Below are 23,775 nucleotides of genomic sequence, written 5' to 3'. Positions count from 1 at the left end.
CCCCTTGCGAGCGCCGCCAGCGGGAGGACAATGGCGATATGGACACGTCAACCGCAGGCACGTACACGGCGAAGCTGACCGACGGGCCGCTCGAGGGCAAGACCATCACGGTCGCGTTCCTCGACTCGGGCGATCCGAAGCCACGGCTGGAGATCCCGGCCGAGTCGGGCGGCAAGCGTTACATCTATTCTCGCGGCTCGGGCGTCGAGTTCGACGCCGAGCACGCGAACCGGCCGTCGTCGGTCTCGTACCGCTACATCGAAGCGGTCTTCGACTGAACTGAGTCGGGTCAGGGCACGGACGCCCCACCGGGTGGTCCGGCACGGGAACGTGCGCCCACGGGCAACCCGGCGATGGTGACGCTCGTGCCGGTCTCGGCGATGAGGCCGTCGAGCGCGCACGCCTCGAGCACCGCGCCGTTCCGGGCCGCCGCCTCGGCGGCGCGTGCGCACGGCTGGCCGCCGACCGCCCCGGCGGCCGCATCGGCTGCGGCGAGGGCCGCCGCGTCGGCCGCGTTCGCCGCCATGCGGCCGGCGGGCAGCACGGCGCAGGCAGCGAGGACGGCCGACGCCAGCGCGCTGGTCGCGCCGACCACGGCGAGCGCCAGCACCGATCCGGCGCCGCGTTCCGATCGCACGTCACCACCCGCCGTCGAGCGCGCACGATCGTGCCGTGACATCGATCGGGAGCGCGGCGAACGGCGCCCGCTCGCGCAGCCGGACGCACACGTAGTCGCCGTCCCGCTCCACGCCGACCGCCGCACGCGGCGCCGCCCGCTCGACGAGCCCACGCGCTCGCGACTCGTCCTCGCCGCGTGCCAGCGCGCGGGCGGCGCCGGCGGCCGCATCCGCCAGCACGACCTGGCGGGCGACGAGGCCGACGCCGCCGAGGCAGGCCGCCAGCACGAGCGCGACCGCGGGGAGCGCGGCGGCCAGTTCCGCCGCCACGCTCCCCCGGTCGCCGGCACGGCCGGTCTCAGCCGACGGTGAGCGCATCGCGCACCAGGTCGGTGAGGATGCCGCGCACCTCGTCGCCGCGCAGGATGAGGACCAGCAGGCCGGCGAAGCCCACCGCCGCCATGGTCGCCACCGCGTACTCGGCCGTCGCGGCACCGCGCTCCTGCGCCAGGCGCAGCCGCGTGCGCGCCGCCGCGCGCATCCAGCGCCGCCGCGCGGGCAGGTCCTCCCCGCCGGTGGGTTCGTCGTGCATGCGTACTCCTCTCTCTGGTCCGGGTACTCGCCCGGTCTGGTGGCACGAGCAGCGGGTGCGGCGGCCGTCACGACAGGTCCGCGAGGGTGGACGCGACGACCGACGCGAGCATCGGCACGACGCCGAGCAGCACGAACGCCGGCAGGGTGCAGAGCGCCAGCGGCGCCATCAGCTGCACGGCGAGGGCGGCGGCGCGCGCCTGGCCGGCCGCCCGCGCGGCCAGGCGCGCCTGCCCTGCCTCCGCTCGGAGCAGCTCGGCGACCGGCACGCCGGCGCGCCGGCTGAGTTCGACGGCGTCGTCGGCCTCCGGGCCCGCGTGGACCTCGGGCAGGCAGGCCCGGAGCGCCGCGTCGACGCTGGCGCGGGCGCGGGCGACGCTCGCCCCGCCGGCGAGGGCGATCGCGAGCAGGTCCATCGCCAGGCCCGGAGCCGGGTCCGGGCGCGCCGCGCGATCGGCCAGCGCCCTCGACCAGGCCCGGGCGGCGAGCAGGAGCCCCGCCCCCGTGGCGCCCGCCGCGACGCCGAGGGGCGACCCGATCAGCACGCCGAGGGGGTCGAAGCCGAGCACCATGCCGAGGCCCACCCCCGCCGGGGGCAGCAGCGCAACGAGGCGCGCCGTCGCCCGCGGCCCGGCGAGCGTCGCGTCGAGGTCCCGCTGCAGCGCCGCGAGGTCGCGCAGCGTCCCGGCCGTGTCGCGCAGCATGCCCGCGATGGGACTCCCCGCCCGCTCGGCCACCGTCCAGCCCGCGGCGACCGCCCGCCAGCCGAGGGCGCCGGGGTCCCCGACCGCGCCCACGTGCGCGACGATCGCGCCGGCGACGTCAGCGCCGCGAGCGGCGGCGTCGGCCGCGACCGACACGACGGGCGGGCCGGCGACGCCGTCGCCGATGCGGGCGTCACCGCGGTCGGCCGGCCCGGCCTCGGCGAGGTGCCGCCACGCGGCCGCGGGCGCCACCCCGGCCGCCAGCAGCACGGCCAGCCGATGCACGGTCGTCGCGACCCGGTCGGCCCCGTCGCCGGGCCGCGCGCGTCGCCTCGCCCGCGCGCCGGAGCGCCACCGCATCATGCGCCGGACCCCGCCGGATCGGGCGCGAGGACGAGCCGTCCGGCCTCCAGTCGCGGGCGACCCACCTCGCGGATGCGACGGGTCGCGCCGGTGCGCTCGAGATGCACCACGAGGTCGAACGCGCTGGCCGCCTGGCGGGCCACGGCGTCGGGCCCCATACCGGCGGTCGACCCGAGCGCCTCCAGCCGTGCCGGCACGTCGGCCAGCGCGTTCGCGTGGAGCGTGCCGGCACCGCCGTCGTGCCCGGTGTTGAGCGCGGACAGCAGTTCGCGCAGCTCGGCGCCGCGGCACTCGCCGACGACGAGCCGGTCGGGGCGCATGCGCAGCGCCTCCCGCAGCAGCGCGTCGAGCCCCACCCGCCCGGCGCCCTCCAGGTTGGGCTGCCGGGCCTGCAACGACACCACGTGCGGGTGCCGGATGCGCAGTTCCGCCACGTCTTCGATCAGGACGATGCGCTCGGCGGGCGCCGCCTCCGAGAGGAGCGCGCCGAGCAGCGTGGTCTTGCCCGAGCCCGCAGCCCCCGTGACCAGCAGGTTCTCGCGCGCGACGACGGCGCGGCGCAGGCGCTGCGCCACGGCGGCACCGCAGAGCCCGGCCGCGACGAGCGCGTCGAACCCTGGCGTGCGGTGCCGCGGGATGCGCACGGAGAGCAGCGTTCCGGCCGTCGACACGGGCGGCAGTACGGCGTGCACGCGGATGCCCCCGGGAAGCCGGGCGTCCACCGCAGGCGACGCCTCGTCGACATGGCGGCCGCCGCGCGCGATGAGCGCGACGGCCAGCGCCCGCACCATCGACTCCCCTGCCGTCCACGCCGCCTCGCGCACCGCGCCGTCGCCCCGGTCGACCCAGAGCCCGCGGTCGCCGTTGACGAACAGGTCGGTCGCGTCGACCGCGTGCGCGGCGAGCGGCCCGAGCACCGCGAGGTCGACCGCCTCGGCCGCATCGTGCGCCTCCTCCGCCCGCGCGCCGCGCACGAGGAGCGCGCCGTCGGGCCCCGGCGCGGGCACGGCACCGGCCGCCGGTGCCCACGAGGGCCGGGCGACGTAGGGCACGTGGTGCGGGTTCGCTGGCATGGCCTCGACGGTAGGCGGCGGCGGGTCTCGGGCGGGCGCGGCCCCGGGGCATCCGGCCGCCCTGCCCCCGACCACCCGGTGTGGAGGACGCGCGATGGCCGCCCCGACGACCCCGGATCAGAACCCGACGCGCTGCAGTGCCCGCTTGATCCGCCCGGGCAGCCGGTGGCCGATCACCCGGCGCCGGAGGTAGCCCGCGAGCTCCGCCCGCTGGCGCCACGGCAGTGGGCTGCGGCGGATCTCCTCGATGCCCGAACGTCGCAGCGCGCGCAGCTGTCCCGCGTCGTGCGGCCACGTCTTCGACAGGCTGCCCGCCGTGTAGTACTTCGTGCAGAGGTCCTCCGGCACCCGCACGAAGGCGCCGCGGAGCGCGAGGCCGAGCAGCCAGGTCCAGTCGGCCGAGTACTCGCCGCGGGCGTTCGGGCGGATGCCGCCGACGGCATGGAAGGCCGACGTGCGGAAGAGCCCGCGGTTGGGGACCCACCAGGCACCGGACCGGCGCACCATGACCCGGCCCCGCTCGAGCGCCCCATCGACGCCGTCGAGGTCGGTGAAGGCCACCTGCACGCCGTCTCCGTCCAGCTCGTGGACGGTCATGTCGCTGAAGGCGAGCACCGCCTGCGGGTCGGTCGCGAGCGCCCCCGCGAGGCGCTCGACGTAGGTCGGTGCGACGACGTCGTCGTGGAAGGCGAAGCACATGAGCTCGCCGCGCGCCCGGGACATGAGGTCGTTCGAGTTGCGGAGCCAGCCCAGGTTCTCCGCGCGTTCGACGATGCGGGTGTCCGTGCGGCCCGCCGCGAACCGGCGGACCACCTCGAGCGTATCGTCCGTCGAGCGATCGTCGCCGATGAGGATCTCGAGGTTCGGCCAGGTCTGCTCGGCCAGGCTGTCCAGGGTGCGCCGGATGAAGCGCGCCCCGTTGTAGGTGGGGACCAGCGCCGTGACCAGCGGGGTCGGCGTTCCTGCATCCATGGGGGCTCCGTCCGTCAGTCGCGCTCGGTGATCTCGATGGCCAGGCGACGAGCGAGCCAGGGCGCCGTGGAGTACTTCCCGGTGTCGACCGAGTGGTACGAACCGCGTCGGGCCACGCCGAAGCGGTCCCGACGGTGCAGGCCCGATCGGGGGTCGTCCAGCGCGCCCGCGCCCCGCGCGAAGACGGGCCCGCCCGCGACCACCGCGTCCTCGATGTCGTCGAAGACGGCGCCGATGCCGGGCAGCACCGGTTCCAGCCCCGCGCGCACGCGGGCGACGAACGCGTCCGCCGCGCCCCCCGTGGGCGGAGCGGGCTCCGCCAGCTCGAGCCCGTCGCCCTGCGCGACGAGGCCGACGGGATACCAGGAGAGGTAGAAGTTCCGCCCGTCGTAGTTCTTGACGTCGCCGAACGGCCCGATGCTCACGACGGCGCTCGGCGTCTGGTGCTCGCCCCGGGTGCGCACGAAGGCGGACAGGCGGATGCGATGCGTCCACGGGGGCTCCGGTGCGACGCCCGCCGCGACGTCGACCGGGAGCCGCCCGCCCCAGAGCGCGTTCACCACCGCGTCGAAGGGCCCGAGGTCGACGGATGCCGCGCCGGCGACGGCGCGGACCCGCCAGCGGCCGTCGACGTCGCCGACCGGCTCCGCGCCGACGATCTCCACCCCGCCGTGCACGGTGACGCCCGGCTCCGCCGCGACGGCCGCGGCGAGGCGATCGGCGAGCCAGCGCGTCTCGACCGAACGCTCCGGCACGCGGAACCCCGCGACGACCTCCGGCCCGGCGATCGCCGAGAGCTCGGCCGCACCGAGCGCACGCGAGCGCGCGGCCGTGACGTCGACCAGGTAGCGGCCCGCGTCGGGATGCGCCCGGACCAGCTCGTCGATCGCCGCGAAGCGCGCGCCCAGTTCGTCCGGCCCGCACACCGAGTGGCGATGCACCAGGTAGACGTCGTCGGCGCGGGTCACGTGGCCGTCGAGGTCGGTGCCGACCAGGTCGCGCACGAGTGGGCCGAACGCCAGCCCGCCGGGCAGCACGTGCCGGGCCGTCGCGAGCGTCGGGTCCGCGCCGTACAGGTAGCCGAGGTGGATCTTCCCCTCGTTCCAGCGACTGGCCGAGGACATCGGCGCCTCGGCCCGATCGAGGACGGTGACGTCCTGGCCGCGCCGCGCGAGCTCGATGGCCAGCGCGCCGCCCATGATCCCCGCACCGAGGATCGCGATCCTGCGGCGCGTCACGGCAGCGGATCCGTGGATGCCGCGCTCGGATCCTCGGCCTCGTACTCGTACTCGTCCGGGTCGAACGGCCCGTCGGCGAGCACGATGAGCGTCGTGGCGCCGCCCGGCGAGGCCTGACGGGCCCAGACCCCCCGCTCGAGGAGCACCGCGGGCCGCTCCGCGTCCAGCACCAGTCGGGCCCGCTCGTGTCCGTACCGCACCTCCAGCTCGATCTCCCCGGCCGCGCGGAAGAGGATCTGGCGGACGCGCCGGTGCGCGTGCCCGCCGCGCACCGCGCCGGCGGGCGCGGTGACGACGAAGACGCGGGTCACGTCGAACGCGAGCGCAGCGAGGTCGATCGGCACCAGCGTGCCGCGGTCGTCGCGGAAGCGATCGACGTCGAGGATGCGGACGCGCGACGCCAGCGCGTCGGTCGCGGCGACGGCGACGGACGGGCCGGCGTGCGGCCTGGGGGCGGACGGCATGCGCGCCTGGACTCCTCGCGGGGATGCGGTCCTCGGACCAGCTGATGGGACGATCGGTGGATCGAACCTAGCGGCCGTGCGCGCCGTGCGACAAGCATTCGACCCCGGCGCCGTCGTGGCGGCCGGGGCCGGGGTGGGTCATGCGGGAGCGGTGATGGCGCCTCGTCGCGACGCCCCGCTTAAAAGGAGGGGGCGGCACCCATTGGGGGGAACAGGTGCCGCCTCGGCAGCGGGCGATTGGGGGGAATCACCACACTGCAGGCCTGGAAAACTCGTTCAGGCACGCCCCAGTTTAGGGGTCAGGGATCCATGCGCAAGTACCTTTTGTCCTCATTTGTGCGGACGCGCAGATTTCTCTGGGCTGAGGCACAGATGGGGGACACGATTCGGGACCGAACGGGGGACAAACCGCCGATTCCACGCCCGGCCCGACCGCGGGATAGGGTCGTACCGGGCAGGCGAAACCCACCGAAGATCCCGTTCGCGAAGGAGCGACCGTACGACATGAACGTCCAGATCGATCACACGCTCGAGGAGATCCGCCGATTCCGGCCGAGCCCCGAGTTCGCAGCCCAGGCCGTCGCCGGAACCGAGCTCGCCGAGGCCGCGTCCGCGGACCGCCTCGCCTTCTGGGCCGACCAGGCCCGCTCCCTGCTCACCTGGAGCACCCCGTTCACCCGCACGCTCGACTGGTCGAACCCGCCGTTCGCCAAGTGGTTCGACGACGGTGAACTGAACGTCGCGGCCAACTGCCTCGACCGTCACGTCGAGGCCGGCAACGGCGACCGCGTCGCACTCCACTTCGAAGGCGAGCCCGGAGACAGCCGCTCGATCACGTACGCCGAGCTCACCGCCGACGTCAAGCGCACCGCCAACGTGCTCGTCGGCCTGGGCGTGAAGCCCGGCGACCGCGTGGCCGTCTACATGCCGCTCATCCCCGAGGCCGTCGTCGCGATGCTCGCGGTCGCCCGCATCGGGGCGATCCACTCCGTCGTGTTCGGCGGGTTCAGCGCCGACAGCCTCGCCTCGCGCATCGACGACGCCGAGGCGTCCGTCGTCATCACCGCCGACGGTGGCTACCGCAAGGGCAAGGTCTTCCCGCTGAAGCCGACCGTCGACGAGGCCGTCGCCAAGTCGGCCGGCTCCGTCGGCCACGTGCTCGTGGTGCGACGCGGCGAGAACGAGGTCGACTGGGTCGAGGGCCGCGACCACTGGTGGCACGAGCTCGCCGCCGAGGCGTCCGACGAGCACGAGGCGCCCGCGTTCAACGCGGAGCATCCGCTCTTCATCCTCTACACCTCGGGCACCACCGGGAAGCCGAAGGGCATCCTGCACACCTCGGGCGGCTACCTGACGCAGGCGGCCTTCACGCACAGGAACGTGTTCGACCTCCACCCCGAGACCGACGTGTACTGGTGCACGGCCGACGTCGGCTGGATCACCGGTCACTCCTACGTCGTCTACGGTCCGCTCGCGAACGGCGCGACCCAGGTCATCTACGAGGGCACCCCCGACACCCCGCACCCCGGGCGCTGGTGGGAGATCATCGAGAAGTACGGCGTCACCATCTTCTACACGGCGCCCACGGCCATCCGCTCCTTCATGAAGGCCGGCCGGCAGATTCCCCAGTCGTTCAACCTGCGCACCCTGCGCGTGCTCGGCTCGGTGGGCGAGCCGATCAACCCCGAGGCGTGGATCTGGTACCGCCACGTCATCGGCGGCGGGTCGATCCCGGTGGTCGACACCTGGTGGCAGACCGAGACCGGCGCGATCATGATCTCCGCCCTGCCCGGCATCACCGACCTGAAGCCGGGCAGCGCGCAGGTGCCCGTGCCCGGCATCTCGATCGACATCCTCACCGACGAGGGCGAGCCGGTCTCCGGCACCGACGGCGGACTGCTGACCGTCACCGAGCCGTGGCCGAGCATGCTCCGCGGCATCTGGGGCGACCCGCAGCGCTTCCAGGAGACCTACTGGGACAAGTTCGGCGACAAGTACTTCGCCGGCGACGGCGCCCGCCGCGACGAGGACGGCGACATCTGGCTGCTCGGCCGCGTGGACGACGTCATGAACGTCTCCGGCCACCGGCTCTCCACGGCCGAGATCGAGTCGTCGCTCGTCGCGCACCCCATGACCGCCGAGGCCGCGGTCGTCGGCGCGTCCGACGAGACCACCGGCCAGGCCGTGGTGGCCTTCGTGATCCTGAAGGACCGCCAGGTCTCGGCAGCGAGCGACACCGACGCGACCAGCCAGGAGCTGCGTGCGCACGTCGCGAAGGAGATCGGGGCCATCGCCCGCCCGCGCCAGGTGTTCATCGTCAACGAGCTGCCGAAGACGCGCTCGGGCAAGATCATGCGGCGCCTGCTGCGCGACCTCGCCGAGGGCCGCGAGGTGGGCGACACCACCACGCTCGCCGACACGTCGATCATGGAGATCATCAGCGCGCAGGTGCGCTGACGCGGCGGGGCGGATGCCGCGCGCCGGCGTCCGCCCCTCCCCCGCGTTCCCGAGGGGCGCGGTCGTCGTCCGCGTTCCCGAGGGGCGCGGTCGTCGCCTACGCGAACTCGACGACGAGCTCGACCTCGACCGGCGAGTCGAGCGGCAGCACGGGCACGCCGACGGCCGAGCGCGCGTGGCGGCCGGCATCGCCGAAGACCTCGCCCAGCAGCTCGGACGCGCCGTTGATCACGCCGGGCTGGCCGGTGAACGACGGGTCGGATGCCACGAAGCCGGTGACCTTCACGACGCGCGTCACGCGGTCGAGCGAGCCGATGACGGACTCGGCGGCGGCGAGCGCGTTCAGGATGCAGGTGCGGGCGTAGCCCTTCGCGGCATCCGGGTCGACCAGGCCCTCGCCCAGGCCCACCTTGCCGGTCTCCGGCAGCGCACCGGCGACGAACGGGAGCTGCCCCGAGGTGAACGCGAGGTTGCCGCTCACGACGGCCGGCACGTACGCGGCCACCGGCGCGGCGACGGCGGGGAGCTCGAGGCCGAGCTCGGCGAGGCGCGCGGCGACCGAACCGGTCACTGCTCGCCCTCGAACTGCTTCGCGGCCTCGGCGGCTGCGGCGGCGCCGGCGGACGCGGCCTGCGAGTCGCCGCCGCCGACGGGGCGCTTGAGGTAGGCGACGAGCCCGCCCTCGGGCCCGGAGACGATCTGCACGAGCTCCCATCCATCGCGTCCCCAGTTGTTCAGGATCGCTGCCGTGTTGTGGATCAGCAGGGGGGTCGTCACGTACTCCCAGGCGGGCATCTGGCTCCTTCGTCGCAGGTCTGGCGGAGGCGGGCGCCGGTGGAGCGGTTTGCCAGCCTCCGGCGCTAGGCTCCACTATATGTCTGCCGAAAAACGTACCCTGAGCGGGGCTGCCGGAGGCCTGCTCGGCATCCTCGGCCTGAGCGCCCTCGCCGGTGTGCTCGTGACCGCCACGGTGACCCCCGCACTCGCCGTGACCGGCATGGCCGCGAACAGCAGCATCAGCATGTTCGAGAACCTCCCCGGCTACCTCGAGATCGACGACCTGTCGCAGAAGTCCACCATCTACGCCAAGGATGGGGACAACTGGAAGGAGATCGCCTCGTTCTTCGACCAGAACCGCGAGGAAGTCTCCTGGGACAACATCAGCCAGTACATCAAGGACGCCGCGATCTCGGGTGAGGACCCCCGGTTCTACGAGCACGGCGGCGTCGACCTCCAGGGCACCATTCGCGGTGCCGTCAGCACCTACGTGCTGAACCGCGACGTCCAGGGCGGTTCCTCGATCACGCAGCAGTACGTGAAGAACGTGCTGATCCAGCAGGGCATCGCCGAGGCGACCACCGCCGAGGAGGAACAGGCGGCCTACGCCGAGGCGACCGCGACCACCCCGGAGCGCAAGCTCAAGGAGATGCGCTACGCGATCACCCTGGAGAAGCAGAACTCGAAGGACGACATCCTCCTCGGGTACCTCAACATCGCGCACTTCGGCGGGCGCCAGTACGGTGTCGAGTCGGCGTCGAAGTACTACTTCGACAAGAGTGCGGCCGACCTCTCGCTCGCACAGGCGGCGAGCCTGATCGCGATCGTCAACAACCCCGAGAAGTTCCGCCTCGACTACCCCGACAGCGAGACCAACGGCAAGGACACGGTGAACGCCGACGGCGAGGCCGTGCCCTATGCGGCCAACATGGAGCGCCGCAACTACATTCTCGGCGAGATGCTCGAGTACAAGAAGATCACCCAGGAGGAGTACGACGAGGCGGTCGCGACGCCCGTCGAACCGAAGATCACCGAGCCCAGCACGGGCTGCCAGTCGGCCGGCGACCTCGGGTACTTCTGCGACTACGTCACCTGGGAGATCAAGAACAAGCTCGACGACCCCGAGACCGAGGACGTCAACGAGGGCCTCCAGCTGCTCCAGAAGGGCGGCCTGGACATCTACACCACGATCGACATGGACCTCCAGAAGGCCTCCGTGGCGACGATGAAGGCGAACGTGCCGTCGGTGGACGCGCGATTCGACGTCGGATCGACCGCCGTGAGCGTCGAGCCGGGCACCGGCCGCGTGCTCGCGATGACGCAGAACAAGACCTTCTCCAACGATCCGGACGTGCTTGCGAAGGGCGCCCAGTACTCCGCGGTGAACTACAACACCGACTACGCGTACGGCGGCTCGAGCGGGTTCCAGCCCGGATCGACGTACAAGGTGTTCACCCTCGCAGAGTGGCTGAACGAGGGCCACTCGCTGCTGGAGTCGTTCAACGGCCAGCGTCGGGTGTTCACCAACTTCACGAACACGTGCGACGGCAACTTCGTCGGCTCGTTCGACCCGAAGAACGACGACGGTCGCGTGGCGACCAACGCCGTCGACGCCGTGAAGTGGTCGGTCAACACCAGCTTCGTCGCGATGGCGCAGCAGCTCGACCTCTGCGGCATCAAGGAGACCGCCCAGGCGTTCGGCATCCACCGCGCCGACGGCAACGCGCTCCAGATGAACCCCTCGGACGTGCTGGGCACGCAGGAGATCGCGCCGATCACGATGGCGGCCGCCTACGCGGGCATCGCCAACAACGGCCTCACCTGCGCCCCGAACCCGATCCACCTGGTGCGCGACTCGGCCGGCGACGACGTCTACGTCCCCGAGCCCGACTGCACCCAGTCGGTCACCGAGGACGTCGCCGCAGCCATGCAGTACGCGATGCAGCAGACCTTCGCCGGCGGCGGCACCGCGGTCGCGTCGAACACGTACTCGGGCGTGCCCCACATCGGCAAGACGGGTACGACCGACGACTCCAAGGACACCTGGATGAACGGCGCCAGCACGAAGGTCGCCACCGCCGTCTGGGTCGGCCACGTCACCGCTCCTCCCGGCAGGCAGGTCGCGCTGCGCAACATCTACTGGGACTCCGGTCCCGCCGCGACCGCGCGTCACCGCATGTGGAAGGACATCATGACGGTGGCCGACGCGAAGTACGGCGGCGACGCGTTCCCCGAGGCGAACCCCGAGTACTTCAAGCAGGTGCTGGTCGACATTCCGGATGTCATCGGGCTGAGCCCCGAGGCGGCGCAGACCGCACTCGAGGAGGCCGGCTTCGTGTACCAGGAGGGCAGCGAGGAGGACTCGAGCCAGCCGAAGGGCACCGTCTCGAGCATCAGCCCCGAGGGCCAGGCCGGCCGCGGCACGGTCATCACCGTGAACACCTCGAACGGCAAGGTCGCCAACGTGCCGAACGTCGTCGGGATGACCGAGCAGGCCGCGCGTGACCAGCTCAGCGGCTATAACGTGCGGGTGCGCGAGGAGGACGTCACCGATCCGACCCAGGACGGCGTCGTGATCTCGCAGGACCCCGGCGCCGGCGAGAACGCCCGACAGGGCTCGCGCGTCACCATCGTGATCGGCCGATTCGTGGACCCCGGCCCCGGTGACGGCGGCGGCGACGGCGGCGGGACCAACGGCAACAGCGGCGGCGGCGGGTGACTCGAGCCGGGCACCGCGGGGCTTCGACCGCACTGACGCTCGTCGGTGCGGTCGGCCTCGCGGCCCTCGCGTGGGGCTCCCTCGTGGAGCGCACGCGGTGGACGCTGCGCGAGGTCACCGTGCCGGTGCTCCCCGACGGCGCGGAACCGCTGCGCGTGCTGCACCTCTCCGACCTGCACATGGCGCCCTGGCAGCGCGACAAGCAGGAGTGGGTGCGCAGCCTCGCCGAACTGCAGCCCGACCTGGTCGTCGACACCGGCGACAACCTCGGCCATGAGCGGGGACTCGAGGGAGTCCGGCGCGCGCTCGAGCCCTTCGCGGGCATCCCCGGCGTCTTCGTCAACGGCTCGAACGACTACTTCGGCCCGACGCTGAAGAACCCGTTCCGCTACTTCGCCGGGCCGTCGAAGGTCGGCGGGCCGAACGCCGCACGGCTCGACATCGACGCGCTGCACGCCTTCTTCGACGAGCTCGGCTGGATCGACCTCGACAACGCGGCCGCAGCCATGCAGCTCCGCGGCACGCACCTGGAGTTCTTCGGCGTCGACGACGCGCACAAGGGCTACGACCGGCTCGACCTCATCACCGCCGCGATCGACGAGCTGCGCGAGGGCGACCCGTGGGGCGACGACTCGTGGTCTGACGACGACGCAGGCGGTCCCGACCGCCCGACCGTCACCATCGGGGTCACCCACGCACCGTACCGGCGCGTGCTCGGCTCCTTCGTGAACCACGGCGCCCAGCTCATCCTCGCCGGGCACACCCACGGCGGCCAGGTGCGCGTGCCCGGCTACGGGGCACTGGTGACCAACTGCGACATCCCGCGCTCGCAGGCGCGTGGGCTGAGCCTGTGGGGCCACGGGCTGCACACGGCGTACCTGAACGTGTCGGCCGGCCTCGGAACGGCCATCACCGCACCCGTGCGCTTCGCGTGCCCGCCCGAGGCGACGCTGCTCACGCTGGTGCCGGCCCCCTAGCAGGGCCGGTCGCCGGGTGGTCAGCAGCACTCGGATTATCGGCTATCCTTGTTGAGGCCTTCGGGCCACCGGGGTGTGGCGCAGCTTGGTAGCGCGCTTCGTTCGGGACGAAGAGGTCGCAGGTTCAAATCCTGTCACCCCGACCACCAGGTGCACGAGACCCCCTCCGCGGAGGGGGTCTCGTCGTCTCCGCGACCACGGGTCAGCGATCGTCCATGTCCTCGCCCGCACGCGACTTCGCGATCGCGTCGGCGGCGCGCACGAGGGCCAGGTGCGACAGCGCCTGCGGGGTGTTGCCCGCGTGCCGGCGCGCGACCGGGTCGTACTGCTCCGACAGCAGCCCCACGTCGTTCGCGAACCCGACCAAGCGGTCCATGAGCCGTACGGCGTCCTCGACGCGCCCCGACCTGGCGTACTGCTCCACCAGCCAGAACGCGCACGCGAGGAACGGGTTCTCCTCGCCGTCCAGTCCGTCGACGCCGGAGCCGGTGCGGTACCGCAGGGGCAGGCCGTGGTGCAGCAGCGTCTCCTCGATGCGGGCGACCGTGCGGAGCATCCGGGGATCGTCGGGGCGCACGAATCCGACCTGGGGCAGCTGCAGCAGCGAGGCGTCCACCTCGTCGGTCGCGTCGTGCTGGACGAACCAGCCGAGGTCCGCTCGGTACCCGGTGCGCTCGACCTCCTCGCGGATCTCCGCGCGGATCCGACGCCACTCCTCGACCGGGGCGTCGAGCCCGTACCGCTCGGCCCCGCGGATACCCCGGTCGAACGCCGCCCAGACCATGACGCGCGAGTGGGTGAAGTGCCGCTCGGCCCCCCGGATCTCCCAGATGCCCCGGTCGGCCTGCCGCCACGTGCGCGCGACGAAGCCCAGCAGGGCCACCTGGAGCGACCAGGACGATCGGTCCTCCCCCACGCCCGCCGCACGGGCGCGGTCGAGCGCGACCAGCACCTCCCCGAACACGTCGGTCTGGACCTGCGCGTACGCCGCGTTGCCGATCCGCACCGGCGCCGCGCCGTCGTAGCCCGGCAGCACGTCCAGCGTGTACTCCATGAGGCGCCGCTCTCCGGAGAGCCCGTACATGATCTGCACGTCGCCCGGGTCCCCCGCGATCGCACGCAGGAGCCAGTTGCGCCACTCGAGCGCCTCCTCGTCGTAGCCGTGCAGCAACAGCGACTCGAGGGTCAGCGCGGCGTCGCGCAGCCACACGTACCGGTAGTCCCAGTTGCGCGAGCCGCCGAACCGCTCCGGCAGGCTGGTCGTCGCGGCCGCGACGATGCCGCCGGTGTCCTCGTGCGTGAGCGCGCGCAGCACGAGCAGCGAGCGATGCACCGCGTCGTCGTAGGCACCCGGTTCGATGCACGCGGACGCCCAGGCGCGCCACCACTCGTGGTCCTCCTCCAGCCGCCGGTCGACGTCGATCGCGGGCGGCGGCTCACGGTAGGCGGGGTACCAGGTGAGCACGATGTCGACGGTCTCGCCCTCGGCGACCGTGAAGTGCGCCAGGTGGCGGTGGTCGGATGCCACCAGCTGCGGTCCGCGCACGATGATCGCGTCCGGCCCGGCGACCGCCAGGAGCGCCGGTCGCTCCTCGGTGCCCACCTGCCGCATCCACGGCAGCGCGGCGGCGTAGTCGAACCGGATGCGCAGGTCCTCGACCATGTCCACCGTGCCCCGCACCCCCCGGACGCGCCGGATGACGTCGGCGCGCCGGTCGCCGCGCGGCATCACGTCGATCACGTCCACCGCCCCGCGTTCGGTCTCCCAGCGGGTGGTCACCGCGAAGGTGTCGTCACGGTACGCGCGGGTGGTCGACGTGGCCGCCCCTGCGGGCGCGACACGCCACATGCCGTGCTCCTCGTCGCCGAGGAGCGCGCCGAACACCGACGCCGAGTCGAACCTCGGCAGGCAGAGCCAGTCGATGCTCCCGTCGCTCGCGAGGAGGGCGGCGGTGTGGCAGTCGCCGATCAGTGCGTAGTCCTCGATGGGTCGTGCCATCCCCCCATCGTGCCATCCGCCGACGTGCGCCCCGCCGGCGCCCCCGGGCGCTTCCCGGATCCGTCGTCGCCACCTAGGCTGTGCGGGTGGGATGGTTCCGCCGGCGCCCGTGGCTCACGGCCGTGCTGGTCGTGGCCTACTTCGCACTGCTCGGCCTGACGCTCGGCTATCCGTACCCGATCGACGGCGAGCGGGGCACGCGCTTCGTGCTCGTGCTCGACGCGATGGGCAGCATCGGCATCGCCTCGCGCTACACGTACATCCTCATCGAGTTCACGTCGAACGTGCTGCTGTTCCTGCCGCTCGGACTGTTCGGCTACGCGTTCACCGGCCGGGTCCCCGGGGTGCGACGAGCGCGGTGGGCGCGCGCCGCACTCACGCTCGCGGTCGGCACCTCGCTCAGCATCACGGCGGAGGCGCTGCAGGAACGGTTCCTCCCCGAGCGCACTGCGGACCTGCGCGACGTGATCTCGAACACCATCGGGGTGCTGCTCGGCTGCGTGCTGGCCATGGCCCTCGACCACCGGGAGGCACGGCGCGCGACGGCGGCACGCGTCACGGGCGCCTGAGCGACGGCCCGATCAGCCGCCGGACTTCACGAGGTTCGCGAACTCGTTCACCTCGTCCTCGGCCCACGCCTCCTGCATCTCGGGGATGCGCGACTCGTCGACGATCACGATCGACTGCCCGTCGGCGGAGACCCCGATGCCCGACGTGGGCATCGTGAAGAACGTGATGTCGTCCTTGCGGATCGAGGTCATCTCGAGCGCGAGCCCGCCCACGTACGCGGCGTTCAGCCCCTCACTCACCGTGATGAACGGCGAGACGGCGCTCACGATGTCGGCGACGCGACCGGGGTTCAGTGCGGTGTCGGCGCTCAGTGCCGTGTCCATCACGGAACTGATGAACAGCTGCTGGTTGCGCACGCGCTGGTAGTCGCCGTCGGCGTACGCCTTGCGCTCCCGGGCATAGGCCATCGCGAGCTCGCCGTCGAGGTGCTGCATCCCCTGCGGGAAGAAGTGGTCGATGTGGGTGCTCTGGAACGCGATCGGGTTGTTGAGGTCGACCCCGCCGAGCGCGTCGGTGAGGCCCTTGAAGCTCTCGGCGTCGACGATGGCGACCTGGTCGATGCGCGCGTCGATGAGGCCCTCGATGACCTGCACGGCCAGCGGGACGCCGCCGTAGGAGAGCGCCGCGTTGATCTTCGCGGTGCCGTGGCCGGGGATCTCGACCCAGCTGTCGCGCAGGATCGACATGACGGTGACGTGCTCGCGGTCGCCCGAGATGTTGACGACCATGATCGTGTCGGAGCGCTGGCCGCCGGGCAGGTCGGTGATGTCGTCGCCGACGGCGTCGCGCGTGTCCGATCCGAGCAGCAGGATGTTGACCGCGTTGGCGGCGTCGCCGTCCTCGATCACGGGCGGGCGGAGGCTCTCCTCGGGGAAGGTGTCCTCCTCGAGCAGCTTCGCGGTCTCCTCGTCCCAGGTGCGCGCGATGGTGCCGATGAAGATCGCGACGACGGCGATGCCGATCGCGATCACGCCGAGGATCGCCCCGAGCGTGATGAGCGTGACGCGCAGCCCGGTGCGCTTGCGAGGAGCGACCTCGGACTCGTCGAGATTCAGTGACACGAGCGCAATCGTATCCCGCACGGGGGACCTCACAGCCGAGTATCCACCGAGAACGGATCCCCTGTTCGGGGTGCGTGTTTCCGGACTCGCGGGTCAGTACGCGCCGCGGGAGCTCGCCACCGCACGCACCGTGCGCATGAGCACGATGATGTCGCCGGTCAGCGACCAGTTCTCGACGTAGAAGAGGTCGAGACGCAGGCTGTCCGACCACGACAGGTCGGAGCGGCCGCTGACCTGCCAGAGCCCGGTGATGCCCGGGCGGACGAGCAGCCGCCGTTCGGCCGCGCGACCGTAGCGCTCGACCTCACGCGGGAGCGGCGGGCGCGGCCCGACCAGGGACATCTCCCCGCGGAGCACGTTGACCAGCTGCGGCAGTTCGTCGAGGCTGTATCGGCGCAGCACCGCGCCGACGCGCGTGACCCGGGGGTCGGCGCGCAGCTTGAAGAGGACGTCGTTGCCGTCGGACTTGTCGAGGAGGCCGGGGAGCTGGCCCTCGGCGTCGACGACCATCGAGCGGAACTTCAGCATGTGGAACGTGCCGCCGTTCAGGCCGACCCGCTCCTGGGCGAAGAACGCGGGCCCGGCGCTGTCGCGTCGCACCAGCAGGGCGATCACGAGGAACACCGGGCTCAGCACCAGGAGCGCGACGGACGAGACCGCGATGTCGAACACCCGCTTGGTCGCGTACTTGCGCCCGATGAACCTCGGGTAGTCCACGTGGATGAGCGGCAGGCCCGCGACCGGGGTGGCGTGGATGCGGGGCCCCGCGACGTCGACCAGCGCGGGCGCCATGACGAGGCTCACCTCCCGCTCCTCGAGGTCCCATCCGAGTTCCCGCAGCTGATCGGGTCGCACGAGGTCGGAACCGGCGTAGATGACCGTGTCCGCGTCCGCCTCCTCGAGCGCCTCCAGCACGCGCGGGAAGTCGCCCAGCACCGGGACGCCCCGGACGAGGTCCTGGTCGACCGAGCCGTGGTCGGTCACCGCCCCGACGATGCGGAAGCCGCCGGTCGGCGCCCGCCCCATCTGCTCGGCGACGTGGACGGACTTCGCGCGCTCGCCGACGAGCAGCACCCGGCGGCTGTACGCGCCCCGTGCGCGCTGGCGCACCAGCCACTGGCGCCAGCACCACCGGCTGGCGATGAGCAGCAGCACGCCGCCCGGCAACGCGATCAGCACGTATCCGCGACCGAGCTGCGACTGGAGCAGGTAGGCGACGATCGCCAGGACGCCGAAGACGCGGATCGTCGCGTCGACCAGGCGTCGGTACTCGGCCGCGCCGGCGCCGATGACGGTGTGGTCGCGGGTGGAGAAGAGGTCCAGCGAGACCATCCACACGACGATGAGCAGGATCGACACCAGCGTGTAGCTGATCTCCTGCTCGGCCACGCGCTGGGCCGCGGCGTTCTCGCCGAAGCGCAGCAGCTGCGAGCCGAAGACGGCCACGACGATGACGACGAGGTCGGTGGCGAACAGGCGGGCCGCGTAGTCACGCTGCCAGCGCTCGAGGCGGCTGGCCGCCCGAGACCGCTGGTTGGTCGTCGTCACGCGCCGGCTCCTCCCGTTCCCGCCCGAACCCGCGTGCGTGCCTCCGACGCAGGGGATGGTCGGTCGAGGATCGTGCTCGACCTTTCGAACACGCGGGTCCTGCAATCGTGGCATGCGGGCGCGCGCCACGCACTACAATGCCCCCCGTTCTGGGGTGATCGGGCCCGGATCGTTACGGCGCCCGGCGCCCGGTCAGGGACGACCCATGCCGTGGTAGGCGAACCCGGCGGCGCGCCAGGCCTCCGGCGACAGCACGTTGCGCCCGTCGATCACCGTCGGCGTCGCCACGAGCCCGGCGACCGCGACCGGGTCCAGCTCGCGGTACTGGGTCCACTCGGTGACCAGCACCACGAGGTCGGCATCACGGAGCGCGTCGTCGGTCGACACGGCGTACTCGAGCTGCGGGTGCCGCGCCCGGGCGTTCTCGATCCCCTGCGGGTCGGTCGCGACGACCCGGGCGCCGAGCCCCTTGAGCTGCACGGCCACGTCGAGCGCCGGGGAGTCGCGGACGTCGTCCGAGTCCGGCTTGAAGGTCACCCCCAGCACGGCGATCTTGGAGTGGTGGATCTCCCCGTCGAGCGCACCCACCGCCAGGTCGACGACGCGCTGACGGCGCCGCAGGTTGATCGCGTCGACCTCCTTGAGGAATGCGACCGACTGGCCGCGGCCGAGCTCCTCGGCGCGCGCGCTGAAGGCGCGGATGTCCTTCGGCAGGCACCCGCCGCCGAAGCCCACGCCGGCGTTCAGGAATCGTCGGCCGATCCGCGCGTCGTGCCCGATCGCATCCGCGAGCGCGGTCACGTCGGCGCCCGTCGACTCGGCGATCTCGGCCATCGCGTTGATGAAGCTGATCTTGGTGGCCAGGAACGCGTTCGCGGAGACCTTGACGAGCTCCGCCGTGGCGTAGTCCGTGATGATCCTCGGCGTCCCCGCGCCGAGCGCCTGCGCGTACACCTCGTCGAGCAGGTCGGCCGCGCGCTGGTCGGCGACGCCGTAGACGAGCCGGTCGGGCCGGATCGTGTCCTCGACGGCGAAGCCCTCGCGGAGGAACTCGGGGTTCCAGGCCAGGCTCGCCTCGCTGCCTGCGGCGAGCTTCTCGGCGAGCTCGGCCGCGGTGCCCACCGGCACCGTGCTCTTGCCCGCCACCAGTGCACCCGGCTTCAGGTGGGGCATCAGGCTGTCGACCGCGGCGTGCACGTAGGTCAGGTCCGCGGCATAGCCGCCCGCCGTCTGCGGGGTGCCGACCGCGATGAAGTGCACGTCGGCGTCGGCAGCCTCCGAGAAGTCGGTGCTGAACCGCAAGCGTCCGCTCTGCGCCGCCGAGGTCAGGATCTCGGGCAGGCCCGGCTCGTAGAACGGCGGATCGCCCGCGGCGAGTCGTGCGATCTTCCCCTCGTCGACGTCGATGCCGATCACGTCGTGTCCGAGCTCCGCCATCGCGGACGCGTGCACGGCGCCGAGGTAGCCGCAGCCGATCACCGAGATTCTCATGTTCCTCCTCAAGAGCGGGTTCAATTCTCTCCCACGCGGACGCGCGGCGCACACGCGCGCGCTCAGGCCGTGCGATCGCGACCGCTGAGCAGGCGGAACAGCGCCTCCAGGGGCCCCCGCCCGACCCAGCGTCCCCAGGCGAGGGCGAACAGCATCGATCCGGCGACGGTCAGCACCAGCAGCGGCCAGGAATCGTCGGCGAGGGCGCCGTCCTCGACCCGGATCGCCTGCGAGACGACGACGATGTGGGCGGTGTAGACGGTGAGCGGCATCGCGCCCATCGCCGTGAACGGCGCGAGCGTGATCCGCGATGCGCGCCGCATCCGCTCCCCTCCCCACTGCGTGGCACCGACGAGCGCAGCCGTGACGACCAGGCCGACGCCCACGTTGCCGATCGCGGCGAGCGACTCGGCGACGGCCGCGTCGGCCGGAGCCCCCACGTCGCGGACCCACGCCGCGGCGGGCACGCAGGTGACGGCGGCCGCCGACCCGGCGAGCGCCATCGCCGACGCCGTCGCCGGACGCAGCAGGTCGGCCCGCGCGATCGCGACGCCGATGAGCATCACCCCGACCCAGACCGGCACCGGGTACGCACCGGCGACGAACCAGTCCACGACGAGCCGCCAGGCGCCGCCGCGGGCGTCGCCGACCGCGTCGGTCGCGGCGAGCGCGACCGCGGCCCCCGGCGCGAGCGCGAGCAGGCCCGCGCCGATGCCGAGCAGCACGCCTCGCGGCAGGAAGAGCAGCGGCAGGAGCAGCAGGAAGGCGATGCCGTACTCGTCCAGGATGACCGAGGCGAGCGGGCGGAGGAACGTGGCCAGCGCGAGGCCGAGCAGCAGCAGGAGCACGGCGCGCACGGCGACCTGCCGACGCAGTTCCGCCCGCTGGTCGGCCCCGGCCGGCACGGCGCCGCCCGTCAGCAGCCCCAGGCCGATGCCGGCGGTGAGGGCGAAGAGCAGCCGGGGACGCTCGTCGGCGAGCGACAGCGCGACCGCGCCGACCGTGCCCTCGGGCGGGTCGGGCGCCAGGTGCGCGACGAACATGCCGACCAGGGCGAGTCCGCGCGCGGCGTCGACGCCGACGATCCGGCGACCGAGCCGGAACCGCTCGGCCGACGTGCGCGTGCGCACGTCGGGACCGGTCATGCGAGCCATCGTCGCACGGTGCCCGCCTCCGCGCCCACGCGGAGCCCCCGATCCGGGCCTGCACGGTTCCGAGCGACCACCGGCGCGCACGAGACTGGCCCCGGACGCCACGCGCGCCCGCCCGAGCGATGGGGGGTGTTCCGGATGCAGGACGAGGCCACCGACGACGCGACGCCGGGCAGTGCGGCGACGGCGACCGGCGCAGGACGACCGGCGCACGTGCTCGAGATCCGCGTGCACGGCATCGCGAACGCACCGCCCGCGGTCATGCTGGAGTCGGAGCCCGAGGAGATCACCCGCCGTCTCGGCGACGACCTCGGATCCTTCTGGAGCCGGAAGGACGACGACAACGAGACGATCGACCCGGCGACCGGCATCGCCTCCACCGAGGCGTACTCGTGGGGCAGCCTCGCGCGCACCGGCGGCACGGCGCTCGCGGTCGTCGGCCGGGTCTTCGTGCACCTGGGCTGGCTGTTCCTGCTCCCGTTCGGCCTCACCAACATCGCCTACTGGACGCGCCGCATCCCGCTCCCCGACCGCGCGGACCACCAGGGCTGGACGGCCGGACGCGGCGCGGCGACGCTCCGCATCTTCGCGCTCACGCTGACCCTGATCTACGTGACCGCGTTCATGTCCGTGGCGGTCGACCTCATCGCCGCGCAGTGCTTCCGCGGGGACCGCGTGTGCGCGGCGCTGCCCGCGTTGTTCGACGGCCTGCTCGGCCTGGACCGCACCGCGCGCGCGGCCCTCTTCAGCCTGGCGCCGATCGCGGCGATGACGCTGATCTACCTCATCGCGCGCCGCGGGCGCGTGAACTACGAGTCGAACGTCGCGGAGTTCAGCAGCACGTTCATGTCGGACGCCCGGCGCCGCCCGCTGCTCGCCACCCGCGGATTCTGGTCGATGGCCCGGGTGACCGCGACCAGCGAGCAGCTCCACTTCGCGGCCTCGATCGGCCTCGTGCTCCTGCTCCTCGGCTGGGATGCGGCACTCGACGGCGATCCCGACGCGTGCGACGGCATCTGCTGGGAGGCGGTCACCGCCTCGGGACCGCTCTTCCCGAGCGTGATCCTCGTCGGCGGCGTGATCCTCGTCGCCTCGGCGGTGTTCGTCTGGCTCGCGACGAGTCCGCGGACCCCGCGGCGCGCCGCGTCGAACCGCAGGTGGGCGACGCTGATCCTCGCCGTCGCGATCGTCGCGTACCTGACCTACGTCGCGGGCATGCTCGCCACCACCTCGACGCGCGACGGCACGGGCCCGGACGGCGCTCCCTTCCTGGGCCTGGTCGCGACGCCGAACGCGCTCGCCGTGGTCGCGCTCGGCGTCGCGTACGCGGGCGCCGGATGGGTCCGCGGGGTGCCGAGGGCGGTCTCGTTCACGCTGCTGCCCGGAGCGCTGCTCCTCCTGCTGGCGAGCGAACTCGTGCCCGAGGACGTGGCCGTCGCCGGCATCCGCCTCGACTGGGCGCTGCTGGGCGCCGGGGTCGCCTGCGTCGTCGGGTTCTTCCTGGTCGTCTGGGGCCGCGGTCGGCGAACCGACACCCGGTTCGTCGCCTGGGCGGGGACCGGCCCCGCAGTCGGCATGCTGCTCGCGCTGCTCACGTCGATGGTCATCTCGAGCCTGCTCGTGCTCGGGGTGAGCGCATGGCTCGGCACCTCCACCGATGCGGGTGAGACGCGCTTCATCTGGCGCACGCCCCCGGCGCCCGGGGCGACCCCGCTCGACGCGCCCGACGCGTACGAGCGCTACAGCGTGGTCATCGCGGCCATCGCCGTGCTCGTGCTGGTGGTCGGCGGCGTCTCCGCGCTGCGCGCGGTGACCCGGCGCACGCAGTTCACCGTGCCGCCCCTCGCGGACGACGACGTCGAGGACGCGACCTCGGACGCGAACCTCCTCGGCATCACCGACCCGGCTCCGGACTACGCGGCGCGCGAGGACGGCGACGCCGTGGTGGGCCGAGCGCGACGCATCGTCGGCGCCCGCACGTCGGCGACCATCGTGCATCGTGGCGAGGGGGTGCTCGGACTCGTCGCGGCGCTCGCGGCCGTCGGGTTCCTGCCGCTCACCTCGAGCCTCGGATTCGAGCTGCTCCGGAGCGTCGTGCCCGCCGACCACGTCCGGGTCGGGATCCGAGACGCCGCGGTGGCGATCCTGGCCGCGGTCGCGATCGCCGCGGTCGGCGCGGTCGCCGCGCGTGCCGCGTCCCACACCGAGCGCCCCCTCGCGCTGCTCTGGGACATCATGTGCTTCTTCCCGAGGGCGGGACATCCGTTCGCACCGCCCTGCTACGGCGAGCGCGCCGTGCCGGAGCTCACCGCCCGCACCTGCACGTGGCTGCGGCGTCCGGAGCTGGCTCCGACGGGCGTGGTCATCTCGGCGCACTCGATGGGAACGGTGATCGCCGCGGCATCGGTGCTCGCGCTCTCCAACGAGCGCACGACGCGGTCGCTGCCGCACCTCGTGCGCGGCGACGACGCGGCGTGCGCGGCCGACCGGGTCGGGCTGCTCTCGTACGGCACGCAGCTGCGGGCCTACTTCAGCCGGTTCTTCCCCTCCGTGCTCGGGCACCAGGTGCTCGGCGTCCCCGGGTGCCGCGCACCCTCGCTGCGCAAGGCGGACCCCTGGTGGTCGCAGGTGCGGCTGGAGTGGCCGGAGGTCTTCCCGGACCGGCGCCGCCGCGGGGTCGATCCGTTCGCGGCCGACCGGGCCGACGAGACGCTGGCGAGCGTGCTCGGGTACGACGGCGACCCCGCCACTCCCCCGCGCTGGCGGAGCCTGTGGCGGCGGACGGACTACCTGGGCTTCCCCGCCTTCAGCTACAACGCGGCCGGCAACCCGATCGACCTGGGCGCCACGGAGAGCGCACCGGACCGCTACATCTGGGGCGTGGCGAAGCACAACGACTACCTGGCCACCCGGCAGTACCTGCACGCCCGGGACGAGCTCGTCGCCGCGCTCCAGCCGCCGGAGGCCCGGGGGACGTCCGGCCGCGACGACCGCGCGCGGTGA

21 protein-coding genes and 1 tRNA gene are annotated in these 23,775 nt (G+C 72.9%); 7 read left to right on the top strand and 15 right to left on the bottom strand.

From position 1 onward, the window contains the following. Positions 1-38 precede the first annotated feature (38 nt). Positions 39-278 (top strand): hypothetical protein, encoded by a 240-nt coding sequence (locus tag ABZK10_RS10085; RefSeq protein ID WP_353809055.1) that lies wholly within the window; start codon positions 39-41, stop codon positions 276-278. An 11-nt stretch (positions 279-289) separates the two neighbouring features. Here the strand turns inward: ABZK10_RS10085 and ABZK10_RS10080 are convergent, their stop codons facing one another. The 8 genes from ABZK10_RS10080 to ABZK10_RS10045 all read right to left on the bottom strand — a co-directional run bounded on the left by ABZK10_RS10080 (position 290) and on the right by ABZK10_RS10045 (position 6,022). Next, positions 290-637 (bottom strand): helicase, encoded by a 348-nt coding sequence (locus ABZK10_RS10080; RefSeq protein ID WP_353809054.1) that lies wholly within the window; start codon positions 635-637, stop codon positions 290-292. Position 638: 1 nt separating this feature from the next. Next, positions 639-947 (bottom strand): TadE family type IV pilus minor pilin, encoded by a 309-nt coding sequence (locus tag ABZK10_RS10075; protein WP_353809053.1) that lies wholly within the window; start codon positions 945-947, stop codon positions 639-641. 28 nt (positions 948-975) lie between these two features. Further along, positions 976-1,158 (bottom strand): DUF4244 domain-containing protein, encoded by a 183-nt coding sequence (locus tag ABZK10_RS10070; RefSeq protein ID WP_353809651.1) that lies wholly within the window; start codon positions 1,156-1,158, stop codon positions 976-978. Between the two features lie 118 nt (positions 1,159-1,276). After that, the gene (locus ABZK10_RS10065; RefSeq protein WP_353809052.1) at positions 1,277-2,275 is read right to left on the bottom strand and encodes a type II secretion system F family protein; all 999 of its coding nucleotides are present in this window, start codon (positions 2,273-2,275) and stop codon (positions 1,277-1,279) included. Beyond that, on the bottom strand, positions 2,272-3,348 hold the full coding sequence (locus ABZK10_RS10060) for a TadA family conjugal transfer-associated ATPase (RefSeq protein ID WP_353809051.1): 1,077 nt from the start codon (positions 3,346-3,348) through the stop codon (positions 2,272-2,274). The genes ABZK10_RS10065 and ABZK10_RS10060 overlap by 4 nt, the downstream gene beginning before the upstream one ends. Positions 3,349-3,465: 117 nt before the next feature. Continuing rightward, complete coding sequence (locus tag ABZK10_RS10055; protein ID WP_353809050.1) at positions 3,466-4,320, bottom strand: glycosyltransferase family 2 protein; 855 nt, start codon at positions 4,318-4,320, stop codon at positions 3,466-3,468. A 14-nt stretch (positions 4,321-4,334) separates the two neighbouring features. Continuing rightward, entirely contained in the window at positions 4,335-5,558 is a 1,224-nt protein-coding gene (locus ABZK10_RS10050; protein ID WP_353809049.1) for an FAD-dependent oxidoreductase, read from the bottom strand. Continuing rightward, positions 5,555-6,022, bottom strand: coding sequence for a sugar 3,4-ketoisomerase (locus ABZK10_RS10045; RefSeq protein WP_353809048.1), 468 nt, complete (start codon positions 6,020-6,022; stop codon positions 5,555-5,557). The genes ABZK10_RS10050 and ABZK10_RS10045 overlap by 4 nt, the downstream gene beginning before the upstream one ends. A 504-nt stretch (positions 6,023-6,526) precedes the next feature. Between ABZK10_RS10045 and acs the strand changes: the two genes are divergently transcribed. Continuing rightward, complete coding sequence (gene acs, locus ABZK10_RS10040) at positions 6,527-8,479, top strand: acetate--CoA ligase (protein WP_353809047.1); 1,953 nt, start codon at positions 6,527-6,529, stop codon at positions 8,477-8,479. 97 nt (positions 8,480-8,576) lie between these two features. On the opposite strand, the gene ABZK10_RS10035 is transcribed toward acs, so the two are convergent. After that, positions 8,577-9,050, bottom strand: a complete 474-nt coding sequence (locus ABZK10_RS10035; RefSeq protein ID WP_353809046.1) for a RidA family protein — start codon at positions 9,048-9,050, stop codon at positions 8,577-8,579. Beyond that, positions 9,047-9,274 (bottom strand): Sp36 family protein, encoded by a 228-nt coding sequence (gene sp36, locus ABZK10_RS10030; protein WP_353809045.1) that lies wholly within the window; start codon positions 9,272-9,274, stop codon positions 9,047-9,049. The genes ABZK10_RS10035 and sp36 overlap by 4 nt, the downstream gene beginning before the upstream one ends. A gap of 79 nt (positions 9,275-9,353) precedes the next feature. On the opposite strand from sp36, the gene ABZK10_RS10025 reads away from it, so the two are divergent. The 3 genes from ABZK10_RS10025 to ABZK10_RS10015 all read left to right on the top strand — a co-directional run bounded on the left by ABZK10_RS10025 (position 9,354) and on the right by ABZK10_RS10015 (position 13,098). Next, entirely contained in the window at positions 9,354-11,975 is a 2,622-nt protein-coding gene (locus tag ABZK10_RS10025; RefSeq protein WP_353809044.1) for a transglycosylase domain-containing protein, read from the top strand. Then, positions 11,972-12,952, top strand: coding sequence for a metallophosphoesterase (locus ABZK10_RS10020; protein WP_353809043.1), 981 nt, complete (start codon positions 11,972-11,974; stop codon positions 12,950-12,952). Before ABZK10_RS10025 ends, ABZK10_RS10020 begins: the two co-directional genes overlap by 4 nt. 69 nt (positions 12,953-13,021) lie before the next feature. Then, a tRNA-Pro gene (locus ABZK10_RS10015) sits at positions 13,022-13,098 on the top strand. A 56-nt stretch (positions 13,099-13,154) separates the two neighbouring features. Here ABZK10_RS10015 and ABZK10_RS10010 read toward each other — a convergent pair. Further along, the gene (locus ABZK10_RS10010; RefSeq protein WP_353809650.1) at positions 13,155-15,011 is read right to left on the bottom strand and encodes a glycoside hydrolase family 15 protein; all 1,857 of its coding nucleotides are present in this window, start codon (positions 15,009-15,011) and stop codon (positions 13,155-13,157) included. Positions 15,012-15,037: 26 nt separating this feature from the next. On the opposite strand from ABZK10_RS10010, the gene ABZK10_RS10005 reads away from it, so the two are divergent. Then, entirely contained in the window at positions 15,038-15,520 is a 483-nt protein-coding gene (locus ABZK10_RS10005; protein WP_353809042.1) for a VanZ family protein, read from the top strand. Between the two features lie 12 nt (positions 15,521-15,532). Here the strand turns inward: ABZK10_RS10005 and ABZK10_RS10000 are convergent, their stop codons facing one another. The 4 genes from ABZK10_RS10000 to ABZK10_RS09985 all read right to left on the bottom strand — a co-directional run bounded on the left by ABZK10_RS10000 (position 15,533) and on the right by ABZK10_RS09985 (position 20,766). After that, complete coding sequence (locus tag ABZK10_RS10000; protein WP_353809041.1) at positions 15,533-16,582, bottom strand: LCP family protein; 1,050 nt, start codon at positions 16,580-16,582, stop codon at positions 15,533-15,535. Between the two features lie 93 nt (positions 16,583-16,675). Then, entirely contained in the window at positions 16,676-18,130 is a 1,455-nt protein-coding gene (locus ABZK10_RS09995) for a sugar transferase (RefSeq protein WP_353809040.1), read from the bottom strand. Positions 18,131-18,322: 192 nt separating this feature from the next. Continuing rightward, entirely contained in the window at positions 18,323-19,621 is a 1,299-nt protein-coding gene (locus tag ABZK10_RS09990) for a UDP-glucose dehydrogenase family protein (protein ID WP_353809039.1), read from the bottom strand. A 62-nt stretch (positions 19,622-19,683) separates the two neighbouring features. After that, on the bottom strand, positions 19,684-20,766 hold the full coding sequence (locus ABZK10_RS09985) for a DUF418 domain-containing protein (protein WP_353809038.1): 1,083 nt from the start codon (positions 20,764-20,766) through the stop codon (positions 19,684-19,686). A 144-nt stretch (positions 20,767-20,910) separates the two neighbouring features. On the opposite strand from ABZK10_RS09985, the gene ABZK10_RS09980 reads away from it, so the two are divergent. Further along, positions 20,911-23,775, top strand: a complete 2,865-nt coding sequence (locus ABZK10_RS09980) for a hypothetical protein (RefSeq protein ID WP_353809037.1) — start codon at positions 20,911-20,913, stop codon at positions 23,773-23,775.

Origin of the sequence: Agromyces sp. SYSU T00194, assembly GCF_040496035.1 — a bacterium.
Taxonomy (GTDB): Bacteria; Actinomycetota; Actinomycetes; order Actinomycetales; family Microbacteriaceae; genus Agromyces; species Agromyces chitinivorans.
This window is presented reverse-complemented; position numbering and strand designations above follow the sequence as displayed.

Excerpts from the sequence above, each read along its gene's own strand:
- ABZK10_RS10085 (WP_353809055.1), top strand. The coding sequence starts at position 39 with ATGGACACGTCAACCGCAGGCACGTACACGGCGAAGCTGACCGACGGG.
- ABZK10_RS10070 (WP_353809651.1), bottom strand. The coding sequence starts at position 1,158 with ATGCGCGCGGCGGCGCGCACGCGGCTGCGCCTGGCGCAGGAGCGCGGT.
- ABZK10_RS10065 (WP_353809052.1), bottom strand. The coding sequence starts at position 2,275 with ATGATGCGGTGGCGCTCCGGCGCGCGGGCGAGGCGACGCGCGCGGCCC.
- ABZK10_RS10060 (WP_353809051.1), bottom strand. The coding sequence starts at position 3,348 with ATGCCAGCGAACCCGCACCACGTGCCCTACGTCGCCCGGCCCTCGTGG.
- ABZK10_RS10055 (WP_353809050.1), bottom strand. The coding sequence starts at position 4,320 with ATGGATGCAGGAACGCCGACCCCGCTGGTCACGGCGCTGGTCCCCACC.
- ABZK10_RS10045 (WP_353809048.1), bottom strand. The coding sequence starts at position 6,022 with ATGCCGTCCGCCCCCAGGCCGCACGCCGGCCCGTCCGTCGCCGTCGCC.
- acs (WP_353809047.1), top strand. The coding sequence starts at position 6,527 with ATGAACGTCCAGATCGATCACACGCTCGAGGAGATCCGCCGATTCCGG.
- sp36 (WP_353809045.1), bottom strand. The coding sequence starts at position 9,274 with ATGCCCGCCTGGGAGTACGTGACGACCCCCCTGCTGATCCACAACACG.
- ABZK10_RS10025 (WP_353809044.1), top strand. The coding sequence starts at position 9,354 with ATGTCTGCCGAAAAACGTACCCTGAGCGGGGCTGCCGGAGGCCTGCTC.
- ABZK10_RS09990 (WP_353809039.1), bottom strand. The coding sequence starts at position 19,621 with ATGAGAATCTCGGTGATCGGCTGCGGCTACCTCGGCGCCGTGCACGCG.
- ABZK10_RS09985 (WP_353809038.1), bottom strand. The coding sequence starts at position 20,766 with ATGACCGGTCCCGACGTGCGCACGCGCACGTCGGCCGAGCGGTTCCGG.
- ABZK10_RS09980 (WP_353809037.1), top strand. The coding sequence starts at position 20,911 with ATGCAGGACGAGGCCACCGACGACGCGACGCCGGGCAGTGCGGCGACG.